Genomic DNA, 20,284 nt, shown 5'->3' on the forward strand with positions numbered 1-20,284 from the left:
CCTTTCGACGACTATACTTCGATAATCGCTTTAATCTTGTGATAAATTACATCTAATTGCGCGGCTGAAACACTACGCACATCGGCATCGACTTTACCTTCATTGGCTTTATATTCACGGAAATAAACCGCTGTATCGCCCTGTTTCATCAACTTGATCATCTCGACTGCATTTTTGCCAATCACTTTTTCATCAAAACTGATTTCAGCACGTGCAATGTCTCGGCCTGCGCCATCCCAAACAACTTTTGCTGAAATACCATTTAATGCATTGAGTTGATTAATAAATGGTGTCATTTTATCAACCATTTGTTGACCCGTTTCACCTGCAGGCTCAGTCATATACAATTCGATTGCTTTCGTCAGGCCCAAAATGCCTTCTTTACCAACTTTCATTGGGCGACCAATACCATTAGATTGTTGTTTGACCCATTCAATCGCTTGATGGCGACCAACAACCAGACCACTCGTTGGGCCTTCAATGGCTTTTGCACCGCTGTAAATGACAATGTCAGCACCCATATTGTAATAAGCTTGGAGATCTTCTTCAGCTGCAGCATCAACAATTAATGGAATGCCATGCTTTTTAGCAATTGCTGCTGTTTCGCTGACCGATAATATGCTTTTTTGGACACAGTGATGTGACTTAACATATAAAATCGCCGCGGTATCTGCATTGATCATTGCTTCAATATGTTCAGGCTTACACTCATTAGCATAGCCTGCTTCAACAACAACGCCCCCACCTAATGACACCATGGTGCCTACTGGTGCACCAAAATTCACGTTGTGACCTTTTGGTAAAATAATTTCACGTGGTACATATTTATCTGATGAGTGCAGATCATAAAGCAGTTCTTTGTCATCTTTAACAATAAACGCGGCTACAGATTGCACAATCCCTGCTGAAGCACATGAAATTACAGCCGCATTCTCTGCATTAAGAAGTTTAGCAATATATTGACCAGTTTTATCAACTAAATCTTTCATCTCAAAATATTCATTTAAACCATGAGCAACCGTTTCAGTAACTTGTGGTCTTGGCGTTGATACACCTAAAATAGTCATACGACCAGAGGCATTAATTACCTTTTTTAGATTATATTTTGAATAGACATCATCGTTAGTCATTGAGCCCATTTTTACGTCCTTCTTCTGTTATTTCTGTTTGACCTGAAACAATACACGCTAATGGTACAAACCGTTCGTTACTTTCCCGAACTTCACCTTCAGCATCTGATAATGCTATTTTTTCTTGTTTTAAATCAAAAATAGTAATATCTGCATCGTACCCGACTGCTAATTCACCTTTATTTTTAAGGTGTAAAATCTCAGCTGCATTGCAAGTAACGCTATCAATAATACGTTTAAGGCTGTATCCCAGACAGATAAATTTAGTCATCACATTTGCAAGACTAAATACAGGCCCTTGCAGACGATTTTTTGAATAAATATCTGAGCTAATCGTATTAGGGTAGATATCCAGACATTTTGCTCGCTCAGCGACAGCAAAGCTGAAGCTTTCACCACCATGTCCAATATCTAAAATAACACCACGTTCAATAGCACGTTTGATTGAGTCACGTAAGTTATTTTCTTTATCAAAAATTTTGTTAGGTTTGCCATTAAAACAGTGAGTAATAATGTCACCTTTTGTCAGTAAATCCGCAACTTCATCAAGTTCTGGTGGATTATTACCAACATGAATCATTAAAGGTAAACCACTTTTCTTTTGCATCTCTTTTGCTTGAACAAGAGGTTTGATACCATTCTCACCCACCACACTGCGACTCATTCTTACTTTGATACCAATAATAAAATCAGGATATTTTGCTAAAGCTTGATCAAATAATGGCACATCAATGTCATTCATATCGGACAATTCACTTTGTCTGATAAGACCAATTTTAGAAATATTTAAGAATGAATACACATTTGTCTTTGACTGTTGTGCGAGATGATAAAACTCATCAGCATCTAAAGCCCCAACACTACCGGCATCGACAACGGCAGTAACACCTGCATGAACACCGATTAAATCAGGTTCATCATGATATATAGGTGATCGAGCAAAACAATGGGTATGAGAATCAATCCACCCTGCACTAACGTAATGCAGACCTTTTAAATCAATTGTTTTTTGAGCCGCAGCATCAATCTGACCAAGTTCAGCAATTTTGCCTGCTTCTATTGCAATATCAACAATGCTACCGTCAATAAGCTTGGCATTTTTTAGGATTAAATCATACATAATCATGTCTCTGCTTTTGATAAGACAACTGAATCAATACCCAGTTGTCTTGTTATAAATCACCATGTCTTAGATGACTAAACGATAGGGAAAATTCCACCAAACGCCATTGCACCTAAAATAGCACCACCAGTAATTGGTTTGCGCCAAACATAGAATAGTAATGCGCCGAGTAAAGACCCTAATCCGATAGGAATCGATGCAGCCATTGCAGATAAAATAATCATTGGCCCTAAGAAACGGCCTGATGCATTACCAGCACCCATCATCACATCCGCACCGAAAGTAGAACCACCACCACTGTTGATGGTAAATTTACGGATCATGATAATGATCAAACCAATTGCAACACCAAGAATTAAACCGGTCACTATTGCAGCAATAAAGTTTTCAACAGGGAACGTATAACCACCAGCGAGAAGTAACGCTGGTACACCGAGGCCAATACCCGTTTGTAGCGCACCACCAATATCTAAAATACCGACCAATGAACCTTCAATTACTCGCGCAAAAAGGAAACTTGCACCAAATGCTGCAATAGCACCGTAATCACCTGTTGACATACCTGACTTTAACATCGCAACGAAAGCGATTTCATTAAATGCACCAACACCATACACATAAAATGTGTGAGTCCCGGCAAAAATACCTGCTGATAAAATTCCGCATAGAATTGGGAATGACCAGTCGGCAAACCAAAAACTTTTATTCACTACTGTTTCTGTATTCATAATCTCTGTCCTAATTATTCTGTAATGCTACTATTTAAACCAATATGCAAGGCCGTCTCTAAAAGAATTGATCACTTTCATATCAAATCCACGGAAATATCCGCTTAGGACAAATAAAACAATCACTGCAACTAACATCACTTTCATCACTCGGTTCCAACCGCTGTCATCAACGCCTTTACCGATCAAAATACCTAATACTAAACCAGGTACCGCATTACCCATGATTAATTGCGCTAAACCACCGAACAATGTGCCCCAAAATCCACTACGACGACCTGCGTCTAATGCTGCAAGCCAGAAAATGACAGGCATCACCATTGCAACCAATAAGTTTGCAGCGGGAACAAGTACCGCTGTTGCTGTTGTTTTTAATGAATCAGGAATAGCAGAAGTTGTTGTGTTTAAAAATAACACGACGATCATACCGATAATGGTACATGCAATCGCCATTTTACGGGGATCATGTAACGTTTCTGCAACATTCCGGTTTTTAAACATAAGAAGTGCTGCACCCCAGTTTGGAATGATTCGGTGATCAACGTCTTGTGTAAATGCACCGGTTGCAACTGATGATGCCCACGCATTAAAGAAGAAACCTAAACCAAATGAGAAGTGCGCTGCTGGGTCACCTTCACACGAGTTAAGTTCACCTAATGTACGAAATGCCCCCATTCCTTGAGAAGTTGGTGCGTGAAACATTCTTGCTGCCCCTGCGCCAACACCAAAGCCACAAAGTCCACCAATGATAATAGACTTTAAAGCTATAATTAAAATTTCCATAAAAACTCTCTTATTTAAATTATTTAGAGATAAACTCAATATTACTCATATCAACAAATGTCACATCAATCACTACATCTAATGTGATTTCATAAAATTCTTTTTTACGTGGTAAAAAGAAAAATAGAAATTTTTCAGTCGAGATATCTGCAAACGCTGAAACAACACTGACATCCAGTGGTTCAATGCGCAAAATAATATTGCTGCTATTTTTGAGTACTTCACGCTGAACTTGACCTAAAGCAGTTGCGAAAGCCTTTTGCTTTGAATTGCCAGCGCCTTTTACTCTAACTGTCATTTGTTGATTATTTTTCATTTAATCCTACTCTATTATTTTGTTGTTATTAGCGTGGATTTTTCTTAAGGTATGCGGTAGCAATACGACGACCAAGTTCTTCTGTATCCATGAAGCCAAACCCTAATACTTTACATCCATCAGCAATTGCGGTTTCACCTTCTTCTGGTGAACGCATACCGTGACGCTCAGAATAACCATATTTATTTTTTGCTGTTAATGCGCCAGCACCACCGCTACCACAAAAAGAAATACCAAGATCTGCATTTTCTTTGTGCATAACATCACCTAATTTCATATCCGCTGCCATTCCAGGAACAACAATGGCACGACAACCTGCAACTGAATCAATTCCTGCTGCAACTTTTTGGCCTTTACCCATTCTATCGCCGATTACAATAACAACTTCAGACATAACATTTACTCCTTTTATCATCATTAAAAATAATTATTCTTCATTCGCTCTAGCAACTTCATAATGAACTGCTAATAAGTAAGCTTCTTCAATTGGTAGATTATCAAACAGCGCAACGGTTCGACGCGCAAGCGCCATTGACTCTTGTGATAATTCATCAAACATACTTGGATCGACTTCTGGTAATTGTTCTAATGTTTTAGAACGGTTAACCATTGCTTTGACATGAGACAACATCATGGCTTTTTGCACATCATTTTGTTTAATTTGCTCTTCAATTAACCATGTATTAATAATATCAATGGTTTTTTCAGTAATTACTTCGGGATCTAAGTTGTCTTCGATCATTCGAAATTGCGCTTGTGTCATAGTTACGATTTCTCTTTTGCCTTTATTGATGTCATAAGCGTAATTCAACCAATAATCAATGTTGATAGCGATTTTTTCCGCTACCAAGAGGAAATTTTTTAATAAAGTTCAGTTTTTATACTGGGGATAAAATGGATTAACGCGGTATAAAGCACAGGATTTGATTATAGTATCATATAAAAAACAATAAATAACAAATAATTATGATAAAAAATACCAAATAGTCTGTTAAGATATTTAAAAGTGTTTTTTACTTGCAAACGGAAAAACCAAGCGGAAATATTTGGCAAAAGTCAGATCATGATAAAAATAACTTTCTATCAATTTTGTGATCTAGTTCAAAATTTTTATTGGCGGCGTCATAAAATAGCAATGATAAGCTGGTTATTAGTAACGTCATGTGGTGATGATCAGCGATTCAACATGAAATACTGTCTTTTTATCACCAACAGCGCTATGATTTATGGGTCTTGCAATATCATTTATTCCCATCATATAAAAGGATGCCAGCATGTTTAAAGCAATATTGATTAGCAATGATAATCAAACATACCAAGCCAAATTGTCACAACTTAACCAAACACAACTTCCTTCTGGTGATGTGACTGTTAAGATCAGTTATTCCTCATTAAATTATAAAGATGGACTTGCTATTAGTGGAAAAGGTCCAGTTGTGAGGTCCTTCCCAATGGTTCCAGGTATTGATTTTGTCGGTACGATTATCCAAAGTCAATCGGCTCAGTACAAAGTAGGCGATAACGTTTTACTTAATGGTTGGGGGGTTGGAGAACGACATTGGGGTGGGCTTGCTCAATTTGCAAGCGTTGATAGTCAATGGTTAATCCCGATGCCAGTCAAATTTACTGAAAAACAGACGATGGCGATTGGGACAGCCGGTTATACCGCAATGCTTGCAGTGATGGCATTGGAAAAAAACGGCATAACACCTCAATCGGGTAAAATTTTGGTAACAGGAGCAAATGGTGGTGTTGGAAGTTTTGCTATTGCAATTTTGGCTAAGCTGGGTTACCAAGTCACGGCTTCAACTGGTAGAGTGCAAGAACATGACTATTTAATGCAACTTGGGGCAAATGAAATCATAGATCGGAATGAACTATCAAGTCCAGGCAAACCATTACAAAAAGAGCGCTGGGCTGGCGTCATTGATAGTGTGGGTAGTCATACATTAGCGAATGCTTGCGCGAGTACAATCTATGGTGGAACCGTCGCTGCATGCGGACTTGCGCAAGGTATGGATTTCAATAGTAGCGTTGCGCCCTTCATTCTACGAGGCATCACATTAGCCGGGATTGATAGTGTCATGCGTTGTTATGCTGATAGAATTGATGCATGGCAACGTTTATCTGACTTACTTGATAGCTCGTTACTTGATAAAATCTCAACCGAAATTTCGCTGAGTGATGTCATCACGACAATTCCACAATTAATGCAAGGAAAAATCCGCGGACGTATCATTGTTGATGTCAATCGTTAATCAATAAAAATAGCCGAGAATGTTAATCCATTCTCGCTAGCTTAATGAAAGTGCGCTGTATCCGTTTTTAATTCAATCGTGAAATCACAATAATCATTGATATACCACGAATAAGTATATTCAATCGCCACATTTTGTTGTGTAAAGCCTTTACGGATGACGAATAATAAAGGCGTTCCTATCGCCACATGAAGATGTGAAGCTAAGTAATCATCAGCAACCGCACCACGAAATGACTGTGTCGCATATGCCACCGTATAACCGATCGCATCTAAATACTGATAAAGTGAAGTTTGATCAGCCATATTGATGCAAGAGTCGGGCAATGACAGCACTGCTTTTTGCAGTGACACAACCACCTGATTGATTGATTGCACACGTACGATTTCACAAATATCTTGTGTCAAAGCGATGCCCAGCACCTGCGCTTCAATTGCCGTGGGCACACGTGTAATATTGGTTAACACATGATGTTGGGGCTGATAATCTTGTGTTTTGGCAATCTCATTAAAACTTTGCAATGTAAGCAATGATGGTACAAGTTTCGGCGCAATAAATGTTCCTGAACCTTGTGCTTGAATAATCAACCCCTCTGTAATTAATTCCTGTAATGCTTTTCGTACCGTCCCTCGAGAAATACCTAGCGATTTTGCTAAATCACGTTCAGTAGGTATGGCTTCACCGGCTAACCATTCCCCTTGCAAAATTGCTGATTTTATTTGTGTAATCAACTGCATATAAATTGGTTGTGGTGAGGAATAATCGATTTGTAACAAATTGATTTTTTTGGTCATATTTAATTACATTAGCTCTATTACCATAACATATAGCTCAATATTGTATCTTTAATCTTGTTTTGACTAAAGTAAATTTTCATTAATATGATCTAAATTTAATCTTATTGGTATATAATTGGTTTATACATTATTCAATATTGAGGAACTTATATGCTAAAACGCTATCTTGATTGTAATGCATCAGATTTAGTAAAGATGAATAAACATGATCTTATCTATGCAATTAAAGCCAGTGAAGGAAGAGTCTTGCTGAGCGAGACAATTGCAATCACCAGTCCACTCCTTAACACAATTACCAATGCTGAGCTTGCTGCGTCACAAGGCGCCGACTTATTATTAGTCAACATGTTTGATGTTATCAACCCAGTATTACTAGGCTTACCCGCTAATATCAAACCCCAACATATTATTAAAACATTACAGACATTAACCGGTCGTGTGGTTGGCATTAATCTTGAAGCAGTCGATCCACTCGTTGATTTGCAGCATGAGGATATTTGGAAAATGACGCAAGGTCGTTTGGCAAATGCAGAAAATGCGAAAAAACTGGTTGAAATGGGCGGCCGTTTCGTTGTCATAACGGGCAACCCCAATAATGGTGTGAGTAATAGTGCAATCAACCATGCAATTAAAGACATCAAGCAAGCAGTTGGTAATGAATTGATCATTATCGCAGGCAAGATGCACAGTGCAGGGATCGTGCAAGAACATGGTGATGCAATCATTAACCAGCAACAGATCCATCAATTTATTGAGAATGGTGCTGACATTATTCTTGTTCCAGCACCAGGGACAATACCAGGTATGAGTTTAGATAAAGTGTCTGATTTAGTTCAGGCAATACACCATAAAAATTGTTTAGCCATGACCGCAATCGGTACTTCACAAGAAGGCGCTGATAAAGAAACAATCCGGCAAATTGCATTAATGAGTAAAATGGCGGGAGCCGATTTACATCATATTGGAGATACTGGCTATATGGGGATTGCGTTACCAGAAAACATTTTCACGTATAGTGTTGCAATTCGAGGGGTAAGACACACCTATGCACGCATAGCTCGTTCAATCAACCGCTGATCGCTCATTTTGTCCATCTGATAATTTATCAGACATTGACACAATGCTGACACTGTAAGCATTGTGTCTTTTTATTGACTAAAATAGGTAAAGCCTATAGATGAGATTGTGCTTTTTATTAAATTATATTAACAACTTAAAATATCATTACAAATCATTACGTTAAATCAAATCCAATGTGTAACTAATTGATTTTTAAAAACTGTTTAATACTTGAAACTATGTAATACATGGTATAGTGTATTTGATAATAATTAATCACATAAAATTAATTATTTTTATCCTAGTAAAACAGTTTTTGTCCTTGATGGGGGAACGTCATGAAATTTTTAAAAAAACCGGTTTTACCAATAGCAATGTTTAGTATATTTGCAATGACCTCTCATCAGGCATTAGCTGCAGATAGTGTAAATGGGACTGTTGGTGTCACAATGAATGTTACGGGCTCATGCTTAATTAACGGTGGTCAAGTATCGAATGGTGGATCGTTTGGTAATTTAGACTTTGGTTCACAAATCAGCTTATTTGATACAGCAGGTGCCACCGTCAAAAGTAGCGGAGGTTCATTGCTAACCATTCAATGTAATGCGGGTTCAAGTAGTACACCAACGATGACGCTAATTAGCGGAGCCAACGATGCAAGTGCAACATCTTCGTATAATCATGCCATGAAAAATGGTTCAAGTTATATCAATTACTCTCTTTATAAAGATTCTGGCTATACTAGTGTGATAAACCCTAACGATGCCTTTTTTTCAAGTCGCAATGATGGCTCAACTGAAACCGTCGCGATCTATGCAAAAGCCGTTGGGGCAAATGGATTAGCAGTCGGTTTATATACAGACACTATCACCCTAAAAATTGATTTCTAAGTATTTCAATGTTTTGAGTGCGCCAATGAGAAAATATGGCTTAACATTTTATATAAAAAGTCATTGCTTACTGGTATTGCTAATACTGGCAGTACCAGCCTATTGTGCCACAAATTGTCAATTATCCAATTCACCCGCCGGTTGCCCAATCTTAGTTCAAGCCGCTATTTTACCAGGATGCCAAATTGCAGGGGCAACCACCAGTAAGTTGGGCGATATTAATTTTGGTCAAGTCGCAAGTTTATCTTCAAAGACGGTGATCAGTGCTTTAGTGCTAGATTCAACAATTAGCCTAAACTGCACACCTAACATAAATCTAACAATCAGTATTGACCGCGGTCTCTATTATGATGGCAGTCGTAATATGAGTCGTTCCGGCGGCTATCGGCAACCTTATCAACTGTATTCAGATGTGGCTTTAAATAATCCGATTGGTATTGATCAACCCATAACATTAATCACGTCAAGCAGTGGTAATAATATTACCTTGCCTGTGTATGCAGCCGTTAAGCTCAATAACAGTCAACCACCGGGTAACTACACGGATACTTTAACGGTGGTCATTTCATGGTAATGATAAGATGGAGTAAATGCGATGTTTCACAATTTTTTTAATCACGTAACGACGTGGAAAATCTATGTATTGAAATTAATAAAATGGGGATGTTTATTTCATCTCCTTTTTATCAGCCAATCACTGAATGCTTCGATTGTCATTTGGCCGACAAATTTGGTCATGGAACAAAATGAAAAGTCGGTTATCTTGCGTTTAGAAAATCGTGGTAATCAACCCGTGGTATTACAAATGCGAATTTACCAATGGACTCAGGTTAATGGTGAAGAACAACTGCTCCCACAACAAAATGTCATTGGTAGCCCACCCATGATGACCATTGCCTCTGGAAGCCAACAAATTGTTAGAATTATAAATAAAAAAACCGCACTGGCTAATGAAGAGCTAACCTATCGTTTGGTTTTAGATGAAATACCCACTCAGCCGAAAGGACAGCAAGGCGTCAATTTCCAAATGCGTTATTCCCTACCTCTATTTATCTATGGTGCAGGATTAAAACACAACGTGATTGACGAAAATGTACAAAATGATTTGAGCTGGCGCTTTGTTAATAGCAAAGGAAATAAGTGGTTAGAGTTTAATAATCAAGGTAACACACATTTACACCTAAGCCATATTGATATGAATCAAAAAACAGCCGGCCTGCTATCAACGTATGTTTTACCTCATTCGGTCATCCGATTAAAAGTGAACAACACATTAAATGAACCAAGCCAGCTCACCATGACGATTAATGGACAAAAATCATATACCGTAAAAAAACGGTAGTATCAGTCGATTCGCTAAACATTGAATGAATTGTTATGACGTTAATCAAAACGATATTGCAAACAGTATTGCTTTTTTTAGTGCTTACACTGGCGACGTGGCAATCATCAATACCGCTTGTGTATGCCCAACCAATCGATCTATCAGATAATCCTGTTGATAGTGGAATGGAATTATATTTAGAACTGGTCATTAATCATTTTCCAACTACTCATATTGCTGCAATTGATTATATTCCACCCAATTTTTATATTTTACCCGAGGATTTAGCAATAACAGGAATCGATGCCAAACATTGGCAACGATTAACTCCGCGCAACGATGGAAAAATTGCGATAAACCAAATCACAGATCTACAAGCTGTCTATCAACAAGAAAATCAACAACTCCTGCTTTCTGTCCCAGCAGCTTGGCTTCCTAATCAAGTTCTCTCATTATTAAATGATGCACAAACATACTATCCGGCTCAAAATAGTAGCGGTATTTTATTTAACTATGACACATATTTGAGTCGACCTAAAAATGGTGATGCGTATACCGCCGTATGGACAGATTTGCGTATATTTAGTGATTATGGCACGATTCAATCAACGGGATCCTATTGGCATCAATTCAACCAACACGCTAATCGCTACCTTCGCTATGATACATCTTGGCAGTATTCTGACCAAGAAAACATGCTAACATTTGAAACGGGTGATTTTGTAACACGTACCTTATCTTGGAGTAACCCAGTTCGCTTGGGTGGTTTGCAAATTTCACAAAATTTTGCAATTCGACCTGACATCATTACCTATCCGCTACCAAGCCTATCGGGTGAGAATAATTTACCATCAACGGTGGATTTATTGGTTAATGGCTATAATGTCGAAAGTTCATCACTCAATTCTGGACCATTTACATTAAACAATGTGCCTTTTATTAATGGTGCCGGCGAAGCAACGATTGTCACAACTGATGTTTTGGGGCGTCAAGTTTCAACGACCGTTCCGTTATATGTGACAAGTAGTTTATTAAAAAAAGGGTTAGTCGATTATAGCTTAAGTGCTGGGTTTATTCGGCAAAAATACACTGTCGAAAATTTTCGTTATAACCAATTGGCAATGAGTGGCAATTACCGCTACGGTTTAACCAATTATTTAACCGCGGAATCACATATTGAAGCGACCAAAGATTTACAGCAATTGGGTTTAGGCGCAACATTAAAACTTGGCGTCTATGGTGTGCTAAATGGGTCATATGCCAAAAGTTATTACGATAATTACCGCGATAAAAAACTTTCTTTAGGTTATCAATATAACCATAGAATGTTCAATGTTGCGATGCAATATAATCAGTTTGGTGAGCATTTTTATGGTTTATCGAATCTTGAATATAAAAATCAAACAGTCAAAAGTAACCAACAGGTGACATTTGGGTTACCACTAGGCTATGCGGGTAATCTGGTTGCTGGTTATTTTAAAATCACATCACAAAATGGCGCCAGCAATGAGTTACTCAATTTGAGCTGGAACCGCTCATTTGATCAATTTGGCAATCTGTTTTTGTCAGTCAGTAAGTCAAATACTCATGATAATTGGACTGGTTTTTTGCAGTGGATGGTTCCATTAAGTCATGGTCAAGATGCCGTATCAATCACCACGAATCGAGATAATCAAAAACAATACTCACAACGCATTAATTATAACCATTCGCAAGCTTATAATGGTGGATGGGGCGGGAACCTAAGTTATCAAAATACGCCCCATACCGATAATTACTATCAAGCTGATATTGCTTGGAGCAATCCTCAAATTGAACTTTATGGTGGTACTTATGGCACAAAACAAGATAATACCTGGTGGGCAAATGCGATTGGTTCATTTATTTTTATGGATCAGCAGCTCTATGCTGCAAATTCAGTATTAGATTCATTCGTTGCGGTAACTACCGATAGGATACCTAATGTTGACATTTATTATGAAAATAATTATGTGGGTAAAACGGATAAAAATGGTTATTTATTGATTACGAAAATTCCAGCTTATTATGCTGCGAAATATTCAATTGATCCTTTTACCTTTGCTGAAAATATTCGCATAGAACCTTACGAACAGCGCATCGCGGTTAAATCCAAAAATGGCTATGTGTTAAAGTTTGCGGCGAAAACAATCACACCAACCTACTTAATGTTAGTTGATGAACATCAGCAAGCGTTACCGCTTGGTTCTGAAGTTATCCTTAATGGTGATTTAGCCACAACATATGTTGGTTTTGATGGCTTTGTGTATTTTGATCACATTGAACAAAATAATCAGCTAATCGTCAATTCACCACAACAAACCAAATATCGATGTGCATTTTCAGCAGGTGCAATCCAACCTGACAATGCAACACTGGTACACACCTTAATTTGCCAGCAGGAGTAAACACATGATAACAACTGACGATTTAAAATATCTTATTTTTGATTTTTGTTTAACGCATATTGGTAAACGAATTGTCATGGTAAGTGTGTTGATATCAAGTATGCTATTTATACCGTATGCACTCGCTGATGCCGGCTGCACAGCAACAACATCAAGTGGACAGATTTCATTTGGTCAAGTTTCATCACTCAATATTAGGAATTCACAACAAAGTGCCTCAACCAAAGATATGGGGCTCAATTGTGGTGGAGGCATACTCAGTTTACTTTCTGTGACAGGCAAAATCAGCGCTCACATAACAACAAGCAATACTGCTGTTTTGAAAAATCAGTTAGGGGATTCAATGCCTTATTCAATGTATATGACGCCTGATTATCAGTATCAAATTCAGCCCAACACCACCGTCGATTATTATAATGGAACTATACTTGGATTATTGGGTTTAGGTAATAGCAATTCAGTCAGTATTCCCTTATATTTACGCACAAACAGTGGTACATTCAATCTGAGAGCCGGTACCTATACTGATACTATTACGGTAAATTGGGACTGGAAAGTCTGCAAAGGTGTTAGCATTCTTTTTATTTGTTTGGGATATAGCCAAGGACAAGCGACCTGGGTTGGTCATGTTTCATTAAATGTACAAAATGACTGTATGATTAATGCGCCAGATATTAATTTTGGTAGTGTACCACTCACTTCATCATTTAACCCTGTTAGTCAAACCATTAGCATTTATTGTACCAAAGGAACTAGCTACTCGGTTGGGCTTAGCAATGGTTCAAATGTCAGTGGTAATCAACGACGGCTCGCTTATAATGGCCATTATCTTAACTATGAAATTTATCAAGGAAGTACGAGTAATTTACGTTGGGGAACAAGCGGTAGTGAACGGCGTTTTTCAGCAAATGCAGACATCAATCCCGGTGTGGGTAGCGGCAGTAATTCATTGATTCAGGGTTTTATTTACCAAGCCATTATTTTACCAGGGCAAGCCACACCACCAGCAGGGACATATACCGATAGAATCATTTTGGATATCTCGTTTTAGTGGTTTAATCGTGCCTGTTAATTATCTTGTTGATGAAATTGCGCTAACCAAACGGTGCGACCACCACAATCAGGATCACTGGCGACCATATCAATCACATCAAAACCATGAGAATTCAATAATGAGTGATACTCATTGGGCGACAAGCTAGCATGATAAAGTGGCTCACCGAGAAAATCATTAATGGCTTCACCATCATGAGTACCACTTGTAAACATTAATACTGAGCCTTGTATCGCATGTTGTTTAAAAATGTCAAATATAGCTCGTTGATCATCTTTGACCAAATGAAAAAAACTATCCCAAGCCAATATTCCTTGATAAGTTTGGTTAAGTGATAGGTGGCGCATATCAGACACCATCCAACGTTGAGTCGGAAAGCGCTGTTGACAGAGATTAATTAACGGTTTTGAACTATCAACCCCTGTAATATGATGCTGATGGTCAATAAAATAGGCGGCAATAGGACATCCACTACCACAACCTAAATCCAAAATTTGGCTATCAGGTGCAAGGTAACTTAAAAAACGGTCTAACCAAGCTTTTTCAGCAAAATACCGCTGTCTTAGCGTATCCCACTGTTCGGCATGACGATGATAAAAACCAATCACGGCTTTAGCTGCTGGATGTGACATAATCGTATTTGATTTAGGTATGTAAGACCAATTTTACAAATGATTTCGTCAATTGACAAATTTTGGTCATAATTGATTTATAACATCATCTAATTTACCGCAGATGCGGCAAATTAGTCATTGTGTGGCGTTATTGTTGATTTAACAGATGGACAGGAATAAAACTATCACCAAGTTCATCGATATTATAGTTGGTTTTAATCATCACGATATCGATTGATTTAGTCTTCATTCGTTTAGGTAATATTGATAACCATTGCTTAATCATATTGCACCTCATTGAATATTGCCATTTGGCAAGCGTAATATAGCAATAATATATGTCAATATCATGACAAAATCACAATATATCGATATGATATACCATTAGTTTTACTCAAAAAGACCCTATTATGCTAAAAATCATTCTGCTTTTTATTATTACTGCTTTTGCCGAAATAGCTGGCTGCTATTTTGTTTATATTTGGTTTAAAAAAGCTGCATCAGCGTGGTTTTTAGTCCTTGCTACAATCAGTTTAGCGCTATTTGCTTGGTTGCTTTCTTTACATCCAGAAGCAAGTGGTCGTATTTATGCAACCTATGGCGGGATCTATATTATTATGTCTTTAATTTGGTTACGGGTTGTTGACCATGTTAAATTATCACTATTTGATTTAGTGGGTGCGGGTATTATTTTACTCGGGACAGCAGTTATCATCGCGGGTTGGCGAACGAATTAATCTGGCTATTATTACTAACTGACATAAACACCTTTCTATGCCGGTTGGCACCATAGCCAGTTGGTTGATTAACCTTGGTATTGTTCATCACTAACATGTTCAAGCCAGGTAACGGTACTGCCGTTAAGCTGTTCTTGAATTGCAATATGAGTCATTGCCGTATTTGGTGATGCGCCATGCCAATGTTTTTCCCCCGCAGGAATCCAGATGATATCACCAGGTTGAATCACTTCCATCCTCGCCCCCCATAATTGGATGAGACCTGATCCAGCTGTCACAATTAGTGTTTGCCCTAATGGGTGGGTATGCCATGCTGTACGAGCGGACGGTTCAAATGTGACCGTACCCGTCGTAACTCTGGCATCACCATCTGTCACGGTTGGCGAATCGATGCGTACCGTACCAGTAAAATAATCACTTAAACCATGCGTTGAAGGTTGGGAGCCATTACGATAGATCTTCATATTTATCATCCTATTAATTTCTTTTTCAGCAATTTATCTTGCACACTACTCTGTAAGCTTAATTTAACAGATGTTTAAATTTCAGGCTATATAGTATAATTCGATTAAATATATGAGGAAATTTCATAAATGATTCGAGAAAACATGAATAGCTTAGTCGCTTTTATCACCGTTGCAACGGAGAAAAATTTTACCAAAGCAGCGGCTAAACTTGGCGTCTCACAATCAGCACTTAGCCATACTATTCGAGAACTTGAAGCTAGACTCAATATACGATTACTGACGCGCACCACGCGTAGCGTTTCACCGACTGAAGCAGGTCAACGCCTGCTAGAACGCGTTGCTCCGCATGTCAATGAGATTCAACAAGAACTGATTTCACTCAGTGAACTGCGAGATAAACCAGCGGGAACAATTCGTTTGACCACAACAGAATTTGTCATTGATCACCTATTGTGGCCAAAACTGATCGATTTTTTACCTCAGTATCCTGACATTCATCTTGAGCTGAATATTGATTATGGCTTTACGGATATTGTTGCCGAACGTTTCGATGCAGGGATTCGTAATGGGGAACAGGTTGCTAATGGTATGATTTCGGTACGAATTGGCCCAGATATGCGAATGGCTGTTGTTGGTTCTAGTCAGTATTTTGCTTTACACCCAAGACCTATCACACCACAAGATTTAACCGCTCATCAGTGCATTAATCTACGTTTACAAACGTACGGAGGTCTTTATGCATGGGAATTTAAAAGAGGTGAACAAGAACTGAATGTACGTGTAAAGGGTCAAGTCATTTTTAATACGTCAACACAAATGCTCCATGCCGCACTCAACCACTTTGGTCTGGCTTATTTACCAGAAACAATGGTAACGCCTTATCTTGAAAATCATCAACTCATCCGTGTTTTGGATGATTGGTGTCCGACATTTGCCGGATTCCATCTTTATTATCCCCATCGACGTAATGCTTCACCTGCTTTTAGATTGCTGGTTGAAGCATTAAAATATCGTCCATAAAACGTTTCAGTATGGATAGCGGCTACGATGTGTGTTCTTGTGGATTAATCAGTTGTCTAACCAAGTCAATACACTGTAGATAACGCTCATCATAATCAGCAGATGTAATGGGTACAAATTTAATATGATTTTTTTTCAATAACGTGATAAGCATTTGTTGAAAGTCACGACGCTGCCCTACACTCCCTAAATGGCGTAGCCCATCAGCAACCCATGGCGTATTATTTTCAAGCAGAATAACCAAATCAAACCGGTAATTATTAATCATGGCTTGCACAAAGGGATGTTCTTTTCCTTCGTATTTTTTACAAAATGCTTGTGTTGTCACAAAATCCGTATCAATAAAGGCCACCCGATTTGCATATTTTACTGCAAAATCAATATATTGAGCCTGACCTAATGCAATTTTATCATAATCTGAAAATTGTAATGCCCTTTCGTCCCCCCCTAAATGAGAGAAGACATATTCTCGCCCAAACTCCCAGGCACTTGTCGTATTAAAAACATTAGCCAGCTTATTAACTAGCGTCGATTTACCACTTGACTCACCACCTAAAATAGCAACAGTTCTGACAAAAAATGGCCTTACTTCAGTTGGAATATAGTGCCAATTTTTTAATGGTGCCTGACGAATCTGAGTAGAACTGACATTCATAAAATGGCGGTCAGGATCAATTAATACTGTGTCAAGATTAAACAGATCACGATACATTTTGACATCTTGTGGTTGACTTGAATAAACACAATTTGGGGCAATACCTTTATCATTAAACAGTGACTTTACACGTTCGCTCCATTCATCCCAACCATGTGGGTAAGATGGGATACCATCTTCCTCTAACAACTCTATATGAATATTTTTTTGATACTTAAACGTTTGTAATAGCCAGCGCATACGGTCATTAATGGTTGGCTGACGAGACATTGCACTGTCATGGAATAATGCTTCATCACGTTTAGTATCGGAACAAAGAATAATATACAATTCATCAACTTGACTAATGGCACGTTGAATTAAATAGATATGACCAGTATGAAGTGGGTAAAATTTACCAAAAATCACGCCAACTTTTTTGTCTTTGATCGGATATTCTAACTGTAAATATCGATGTAATGCTTCCAGTTTTTGTGCACTAGGTCGTTTAACTTTATCATTAATTAACTGACTCAAGTATCCTTTTGTCATGCCACAGGCATCTGCAATGGTTTGTAATGAAACATTTTTACGTTTTATCGCTGCTTTCAAATAATTAAAATTGGCCATAGCATACCCTCAGGTTTAGAATATCAAACAATAATAAAATAATTTTTCAATAATGTTTAATATACAAGTTTAAAGATTAACAATCAATCGTGTAACGTCTATTACATCAATATTTCACTTTTCTTTTACGCTATAATGATAGGTTATGATAGTTTTATAACGAAAATAAGCATGCCCTATCATTGTCCTTGATTTAATTTTCTTTACATAAGATGCTTTATATCCATATGATTAATCTAAATAAATAAGTTTTTTTGAAGATGCAAGCATACATGTTATAATGTGCGCCTTTACATTATTCTGGTAATAAAAATTTGGTCAAAAAAGTAGCTTTTTGGAGTGGTAGCCTAATTACAATAATATCCATCATTCTGGCTATTACCGCTGCTCTTTTTTATAAAGAAAGTATTGGATCTAGTTTTAATAAAGAGCATAACACAATCATAAACCAAATTACTGCTCGTCAAGAATTACGTGTAGGAATGTTGCGTTCATTAACCACACTCTATATTGATTATCGTAACCCGAATCAAGTTGGAGGGTTTGAGTATGCGCTATTAAAAAAATTTGCTGATTCACTGAGTGTTAAACTCAAAATTACGTTTGCCAATAGCCTGGCGGAATTAATAGAAAAGAGCAAAGAGGGTAAAATTGATATTATTGCCACAGAACTAAAAGGGTGCGAAGATGATATCGACTCTTTTGTTGCCAGTCAGCCTTTCCATTATATTACCCAGCAATTAGTTTATCGCAAAGGATCAGTAAAACCCTATTCGTTTGATGATATTGAAGGTAATTTAACGGTACCCAAAAATTCCTTACAAAGTTATATTTTAAACAATCTCAAACTTGAATACCCTGATTTAACTTGGAACCAGTCAAGTATCTTCACTCAAGAAGAGCTTTTAAGGCTGGTTGAGGACCAAGAGATCGATTATACCATTGCGAATAATCGTACCATATCGATCATGCAGCGCATTTATCCATTACTCACTGTCGCTTTTGATGTGACAAAAGACTACCCGAGAACATGGTATTTTATTAAATCACCCGATAAATCGTTGTTAAATAAAATTAATCAATTCATCCAAAAATCACGCGAAGATGGCACGATTAAAAAGTTAGAATACCACTATTTTAGTTATATGAATAAATTTGACTATGTTGATACCCGAGCCTTTATTCGTGCTATTGAAGGTACGCTACCCAAGTATCAAGCCTATTTTGAAGAACATGCTAAAACGAGTGACTTAGATTGGAAACTGGTCGCAGCGATGGCCTACCAAGAATCACATTGGAACCCTAAAGCCATCTCATCAACTGGCGTGCGGGGCATGATGATGCTGACGAAATCGACGGCTGAATCTTTAGGTATCACAAATCGTTTAGATGCAGAACAAAGTATCCGTGGTGGGAGTATCTATTTAAAACAGATCATTAATCGTATGCCTAAAAGTATTCCAAAAGAAGAACGGGTATGGTTTGCACTTGCAGCCTATAATATGGGAACAGGTCATTTATGGGATGCGCGAAAATTAGCAACCGAATTAGGTAAAAATCAGGACAGCTGGCAAGATGTACGTCAGGTATTACCATTGCTCAGCGAAGAAGAATATTATACTGAATTAAAATACGGTTTTGCTAGAGGCTATCAAGCCGTTCACTTTGTGGATAGTATTCAACAATACTATATAAGTTTAGTTGGATATTTGTTAGAAAAAGAATACCGCCAAAAACACATTGATGAAAAAATTTTTACGGTTGTCCCTCAGTCATCAACAACGCATTAGCCTTTTTCTTCATTTTGATTTCAGCTCGGCGGCGCCTAAAAAACTGACTTAATAAGTCAGCGCCTTGCTGAGCACAGATACCTGACTCAATAACGGGTTGGTGATTCATACCAGGGTAAGCAAGCACATTAATAAACGATCCTGCTGCCCCAGTTTTATGATCAAAAGCGCCAAACACAACGCGTTTAATGCGGCTATGAATAATCGCCCCAGCACACATTGCACAAGGTTCTAATGTGACATACAGTGTTGCATCAACTAAACGGTAATTATGTAAAGAGTGAGCCGCTTGGCGAATCGCCATAATTTCTGCGTGGGCTGTCGGATCATGGCTAGATATTGAGTGATTCCAGCCTTCACCGATTATCTTGTCATTGACGACAATCACAGCCCCAACGGGAACTTCTCCGCAACATTCGGCTTTTTTAGCTAATTCAAGCGCATATTGCATCCAATATTCATCCGTTAAGGCTGTGTTCATGATGACATTCACTAATAGCAATA

23 protein-coding genes are annotated in these 20,284 nt (G+C 38.0%); 10 read left to right on the forward strand and 13 right to left on the reverse strand.

The features are described from left to right. Positions 1–11 precede the first annotated feature (11 nt). From ABEA36_RS08120 to ABEA36_RS08150, 7 genes are all read right to left on the reverse strand, one after another. Entirely contained in the window at positions 12–1,130 is a 1,119-nt protein-coding gene (locus ABEA36_RS08120) for a DgaE family pyridoxal phosphate-dependent ammonia lyase (protein WP_345490939.1), read from the reverse strand. After that, on the reverse strand, positions 1,123–2,250 hold the full coding sequence (locus ABEA36_RS08125; RefSeq protein ID WP_345490695.1) for an amidohydrolase/deacetylase family metallohydrolase: 1,128 nt from the start codon (positions 2,248–2,250) through the stop codon (positions 1,123–1,125). The genes ABEA36_RS08120 and ABEA36_RS08125 overlap by 8 nt, the downstream gene beginning before the upstream one ends. A 77-nt stretch (positions 2,251–2,327) precedes the next feature. Beyond that, positions 2,328–2,981, reverse strand: coding sequence for a DUF4310 family protein (locus tag ABEA36_RS08130; protein ID WP_345490697.1), 654 nt, complete (start codon positions 2,979–2,981; stop codon positions 2,328–2,330). Between the two features lie 30 nt (positions 2,982–3,011). Then, the gene (locus tag ABEA36_RS08135) at positions 3,012–3,764 is read right to left on the reverse strand and encodes a DUF4311 domain-containing protein (RefSeq protein ID WP_345490699.1); all 753 of its coding nucleotides are present in this window, start codon (positions 3,762–3,764) and stop codon (positions 3,012–3,014) included. 19 nt (positions 3,765–3,783) lie between these two features. Continuing rightward, a complete protein-coding gene (locus ABEA36_RS08140) occupies positions 3,784–4,080 on the reverse strand; it encodes a DUF4312 family protein (protein ID WP_345490701.1) in 297 nt (98 codons plus the stop codon). 28 nt (positions 4,081–4,108) lie between these two features. Further along, positions 4,109–4,474 carry an SFCGS family glycine-rich protein gene (locus ABEA36_RS08145; RefSeq protein WP_345490704.1) on the reverse strand — a complete coding sequence of 122 codons (366 nt, stop codon included), beginning with the start codon at positions 4,472–4,474 and terminating at the stop codon, positions 4,109–4,111. Positions 4,475–4,507: 33 nt separating this feature from the next. Next, complete coding sequence (locus tag ABEA36_RS08150; RefSeq protein ID WP_345490706.1) at positions 4,508–4,843, reverse strand: transcriptional antiterminator; 336 nt, start codon at positions 4,841–4,843, stop codon at positions 4,508–4,510. Between the two features lie 511 nt (positions 4,844–5,354). Between ABEA36_RS08150 and acuI the strand changes: the two genes are divergently transcribed. Next, positions 5,355–6,338 (forward strand): acrylyl-CoA reductase (NADPH), encoded by a 984-nt coding sequence (acuI, locus tag ABEA36_RS08155; RefSeq protein ID WP_345490708.1) that lies wholly within the window; start codon positions 5,355–5,357, stop codon positions 6,336–6,338. A 41-nt stretch (positions 6,339–6,379) separates the two neighbouring features. Here acuI and ABEA36_RS08160 read toward each other — a convergent pair whose 3' ends face one another. Next, the gene (locus tag ABEA36_RS08160; RefSeq protein WP_345490710.1) at positions 6,380–7,132 is read right to left on the reverse strand and encodes a GntR family transcriptional regulator; all 753 of its coding nucleotides are present in this window, start codon (positions 7,130–7,132) and stop codon (positions 6,380–6,382) included. A gap of 153 nt (positions 7,133–7,285) precedes the next feature. On the opposite strand from ABEA36_RS08160, the gene ABEA36_RS08165 reads away from it, so the two are divergent. From ABEA36_RS08165 to ABEA36_RS08190, 6 genes are all read left to right on the forward strand, one after another. Next, positions 7,286–8,212 carry a DUF7916 family protein gene (locus tag ABEA36_RS08165; RefSeq protein ID WP_345490712.1) on the forward strand — a complete coding sequence of 309 codons (927 nt, stop codon included), beginning with the start codon at positions 7,286–7,288 and terminating at the stop codon, positions 8,210–8,212. 320 nt (positions 8,213–8,532) lie between these two features. Next, complete coding sequence (locus ABEA36_RS08170) at positions 8,533–9,084, forward strand: Csu type fimbrial protein (protein ID WP_345490714.1); 552 nt, start codon at positions 8,533–8,535, stop codon at positions 9,082–9,084. 25 nt (positions 9,085–9,109) lie between these two features. Further along, on the forward strand, positions 9,110–9,658 hold the full coding sequence (locus ABEA36_RS08175) for a Csu type fimbrial protein (RefSeq protein WP_345490716.1): 549 nt from the start codon (positions 9,110–9,112) through the stop codon (positions 9,656–9,658). A 21-nt stretch (positions 9,659–9,679) separates the two neighbouring features. Next, positions 9,680–10,426, forward strand: coding sequence for a fimbrial biogenesis chaperone (locus ABEA36_RS08180; protein ID WP_345490718.1), 747 nt, complete (start codon positions 9,680–9,682; stop codon positions 10,424–10,426). A 35-nt stretch (positions 10,427–10,461) separates the two neighbouring features. Then, positions 10,462–12,834 carry a fimbria/pilus outer membrane usher protein gene (locus tag ABEA36_RS08185; protein WP_345490722.1) on the forward strand — a complete coding sequence of 791 codons (2,373 nt, stop codon included), beginning with the start codon at positions 10,462–10,464 and terminating at the stop codon, positions 12,832–12,834. A 4-nt stretch (positions 12,835–12,838) separates the two neighbouring features. Continuing rightward, on the forward strand, positions 12,839–13,885 hold the full coding sequence (locus ABEA36_RS08190; RefSeq protein ID WP_345490724.1) for a Csu type fimbrial protein: 1,047 nt from the start codon (positions 12,839–12,841) through the stop codon (positions 13,883–13,885). A 17-nt stretch (positions 13,886–13,902) separates the two neighbouring features. Here ABEA36_RS08190 and ABEA36_RS08195 read toward each other — a convergent pair whose 3' ends face one another. Both ABEA36_RS08195 and ABEA36_RS08200 read right to left on the reverse strand, forming a co-directional pair. Next, on the reverse strand, positions 13,903–14,520 hold the full coding sequence (locus ABEA36_RS08195) for a class I SAM-dependent DNA methyltransferase (RefSeq protein WP_345490726.1): 618 nt from the start codon (positions 14,518–14,520) through the stop codon (positions 13,903–13,905). A 130-nt stretch (positions 14,521–14,650) separates the two neighbouring features. Further along, the gene (locus ABEA36_RS08200; RefSeq protein ID WP_345490728.1) at positions 14,651–14,788 is read right to left on the reverse strand and encodes a hypothetical protein; all 138 of its coding nucleotides are present in this window, start codon (positions 14,786–14,788) and stop codon (positions 14,651–14,653) included. A 124-nt stretch (positions 14,789–14,912) separates the two neighbouring features. On the opposite strand from ABEA36_RS08200, the gene ABEA36_RS08205 reads away from it, so the two are divergent. Continuing rightward, on the forward strand, positions 14,913–15,239 hold the full coding sequence (locus ABEA36_RS08205; RefSeq protein ID WP_345490730.1) for a YnfA family protein: 327 nt from the start codon (positions 14,913–14,915) through the stop codon (positions 15,237–15,239). A 68-nt stretch (positions 15,240–15,307) separates the two neighbouring features. Here the strand turns inward: ABEA36_RS08205 and ABEA36_RS08210 are convergent, their stop codons facing one another. Continuing rightward, positions 15,308–15,703: a (R)-mandelonitrile lyase gene (locus ABEA36_RS08210; protein WP_345490732.1), complete on the reverse strand. Its 396-nt coding sequence runs from the start codon at positions 15,701–15,703 to the stop codon at positions 15,308–15,310. Positions 15,704–15,832: 129 nt separating this feature from the next. On the opposite strand from ABEA36_RS08210, the gene ABEA36_RS08215 reads away from it, so the two are divergent. Continuing rightward, positions 15,833–16,726 (forward strand): LysR family transcriptional regulator, encoded by an 894-nt coding sequence (locus ABEA36_RS08215; RefSeq protein WP_345490734.1) that lies wholly within the window; start codon positions 15,833–15,835, stop codon positions 16,724–16,726. 22 nt (positions 16,727–16,748) lie between these two features. Here ABEA36_RS08215 and nadR read toward each other — a convergent pair whose 3' ends face one another. Beyond that, a complete protein-coding gene (gene nadR / locus ABEA36_RS08220; protein ID WP_345490736.1) occupies positions 16,749–17,990 on the reverse strand; it encodes a multifunctional transcriptional regulator/nicotinamide-nucleotide adenylyltransferase/ribosylnicotinamide kinase NadR in 1,242 nt (413 codons plus the stop codon). Positions 17,991–18,304: 314 nt separating this feature from the next. On the opposite strand from nadR, the gene mltF reads away from it, so the two are divergent. Then, a complete protein-coding gene (gene mltF, locus ABEA36_RS08225; protein ID WP_345490738.1) occupies positions 18,305–19,780 on the forward strand; it encodes a membrane-bound lytic murein transglycosylase MltF in 1,476 nt (491 codons plus the stop codon). On the opposite strand, the gene tadA is transcribed toward mltF, so the two are convergent. Next, positions 19,746–20,261, reverse strand: coding sequence for a tRNA adenosine(34) deaminase TadA (gene tadA / locus ABEA36_RS08230; RefSeq protein WP_345490740.1), 516 nt, complete (start codon positions 20,259–20,261; stop codon positions 19,746–19,748). The two genes, mltF and tadA, sit on opposite strands and share 35 nt — an antisense overlap. Positions 20,262–20,284: the final 23 nt, after the last annotated feature.

Origin of the sequence: Orbus sasakiae, assembly GCF_039542345.1 — a bacterium.
Classification (GTDB): Bacteria; Pseudomonadota; Gammaproteobacteria; order Enterobacterales; family Orbaceae; genus Orbus; species Orbus sasakiae.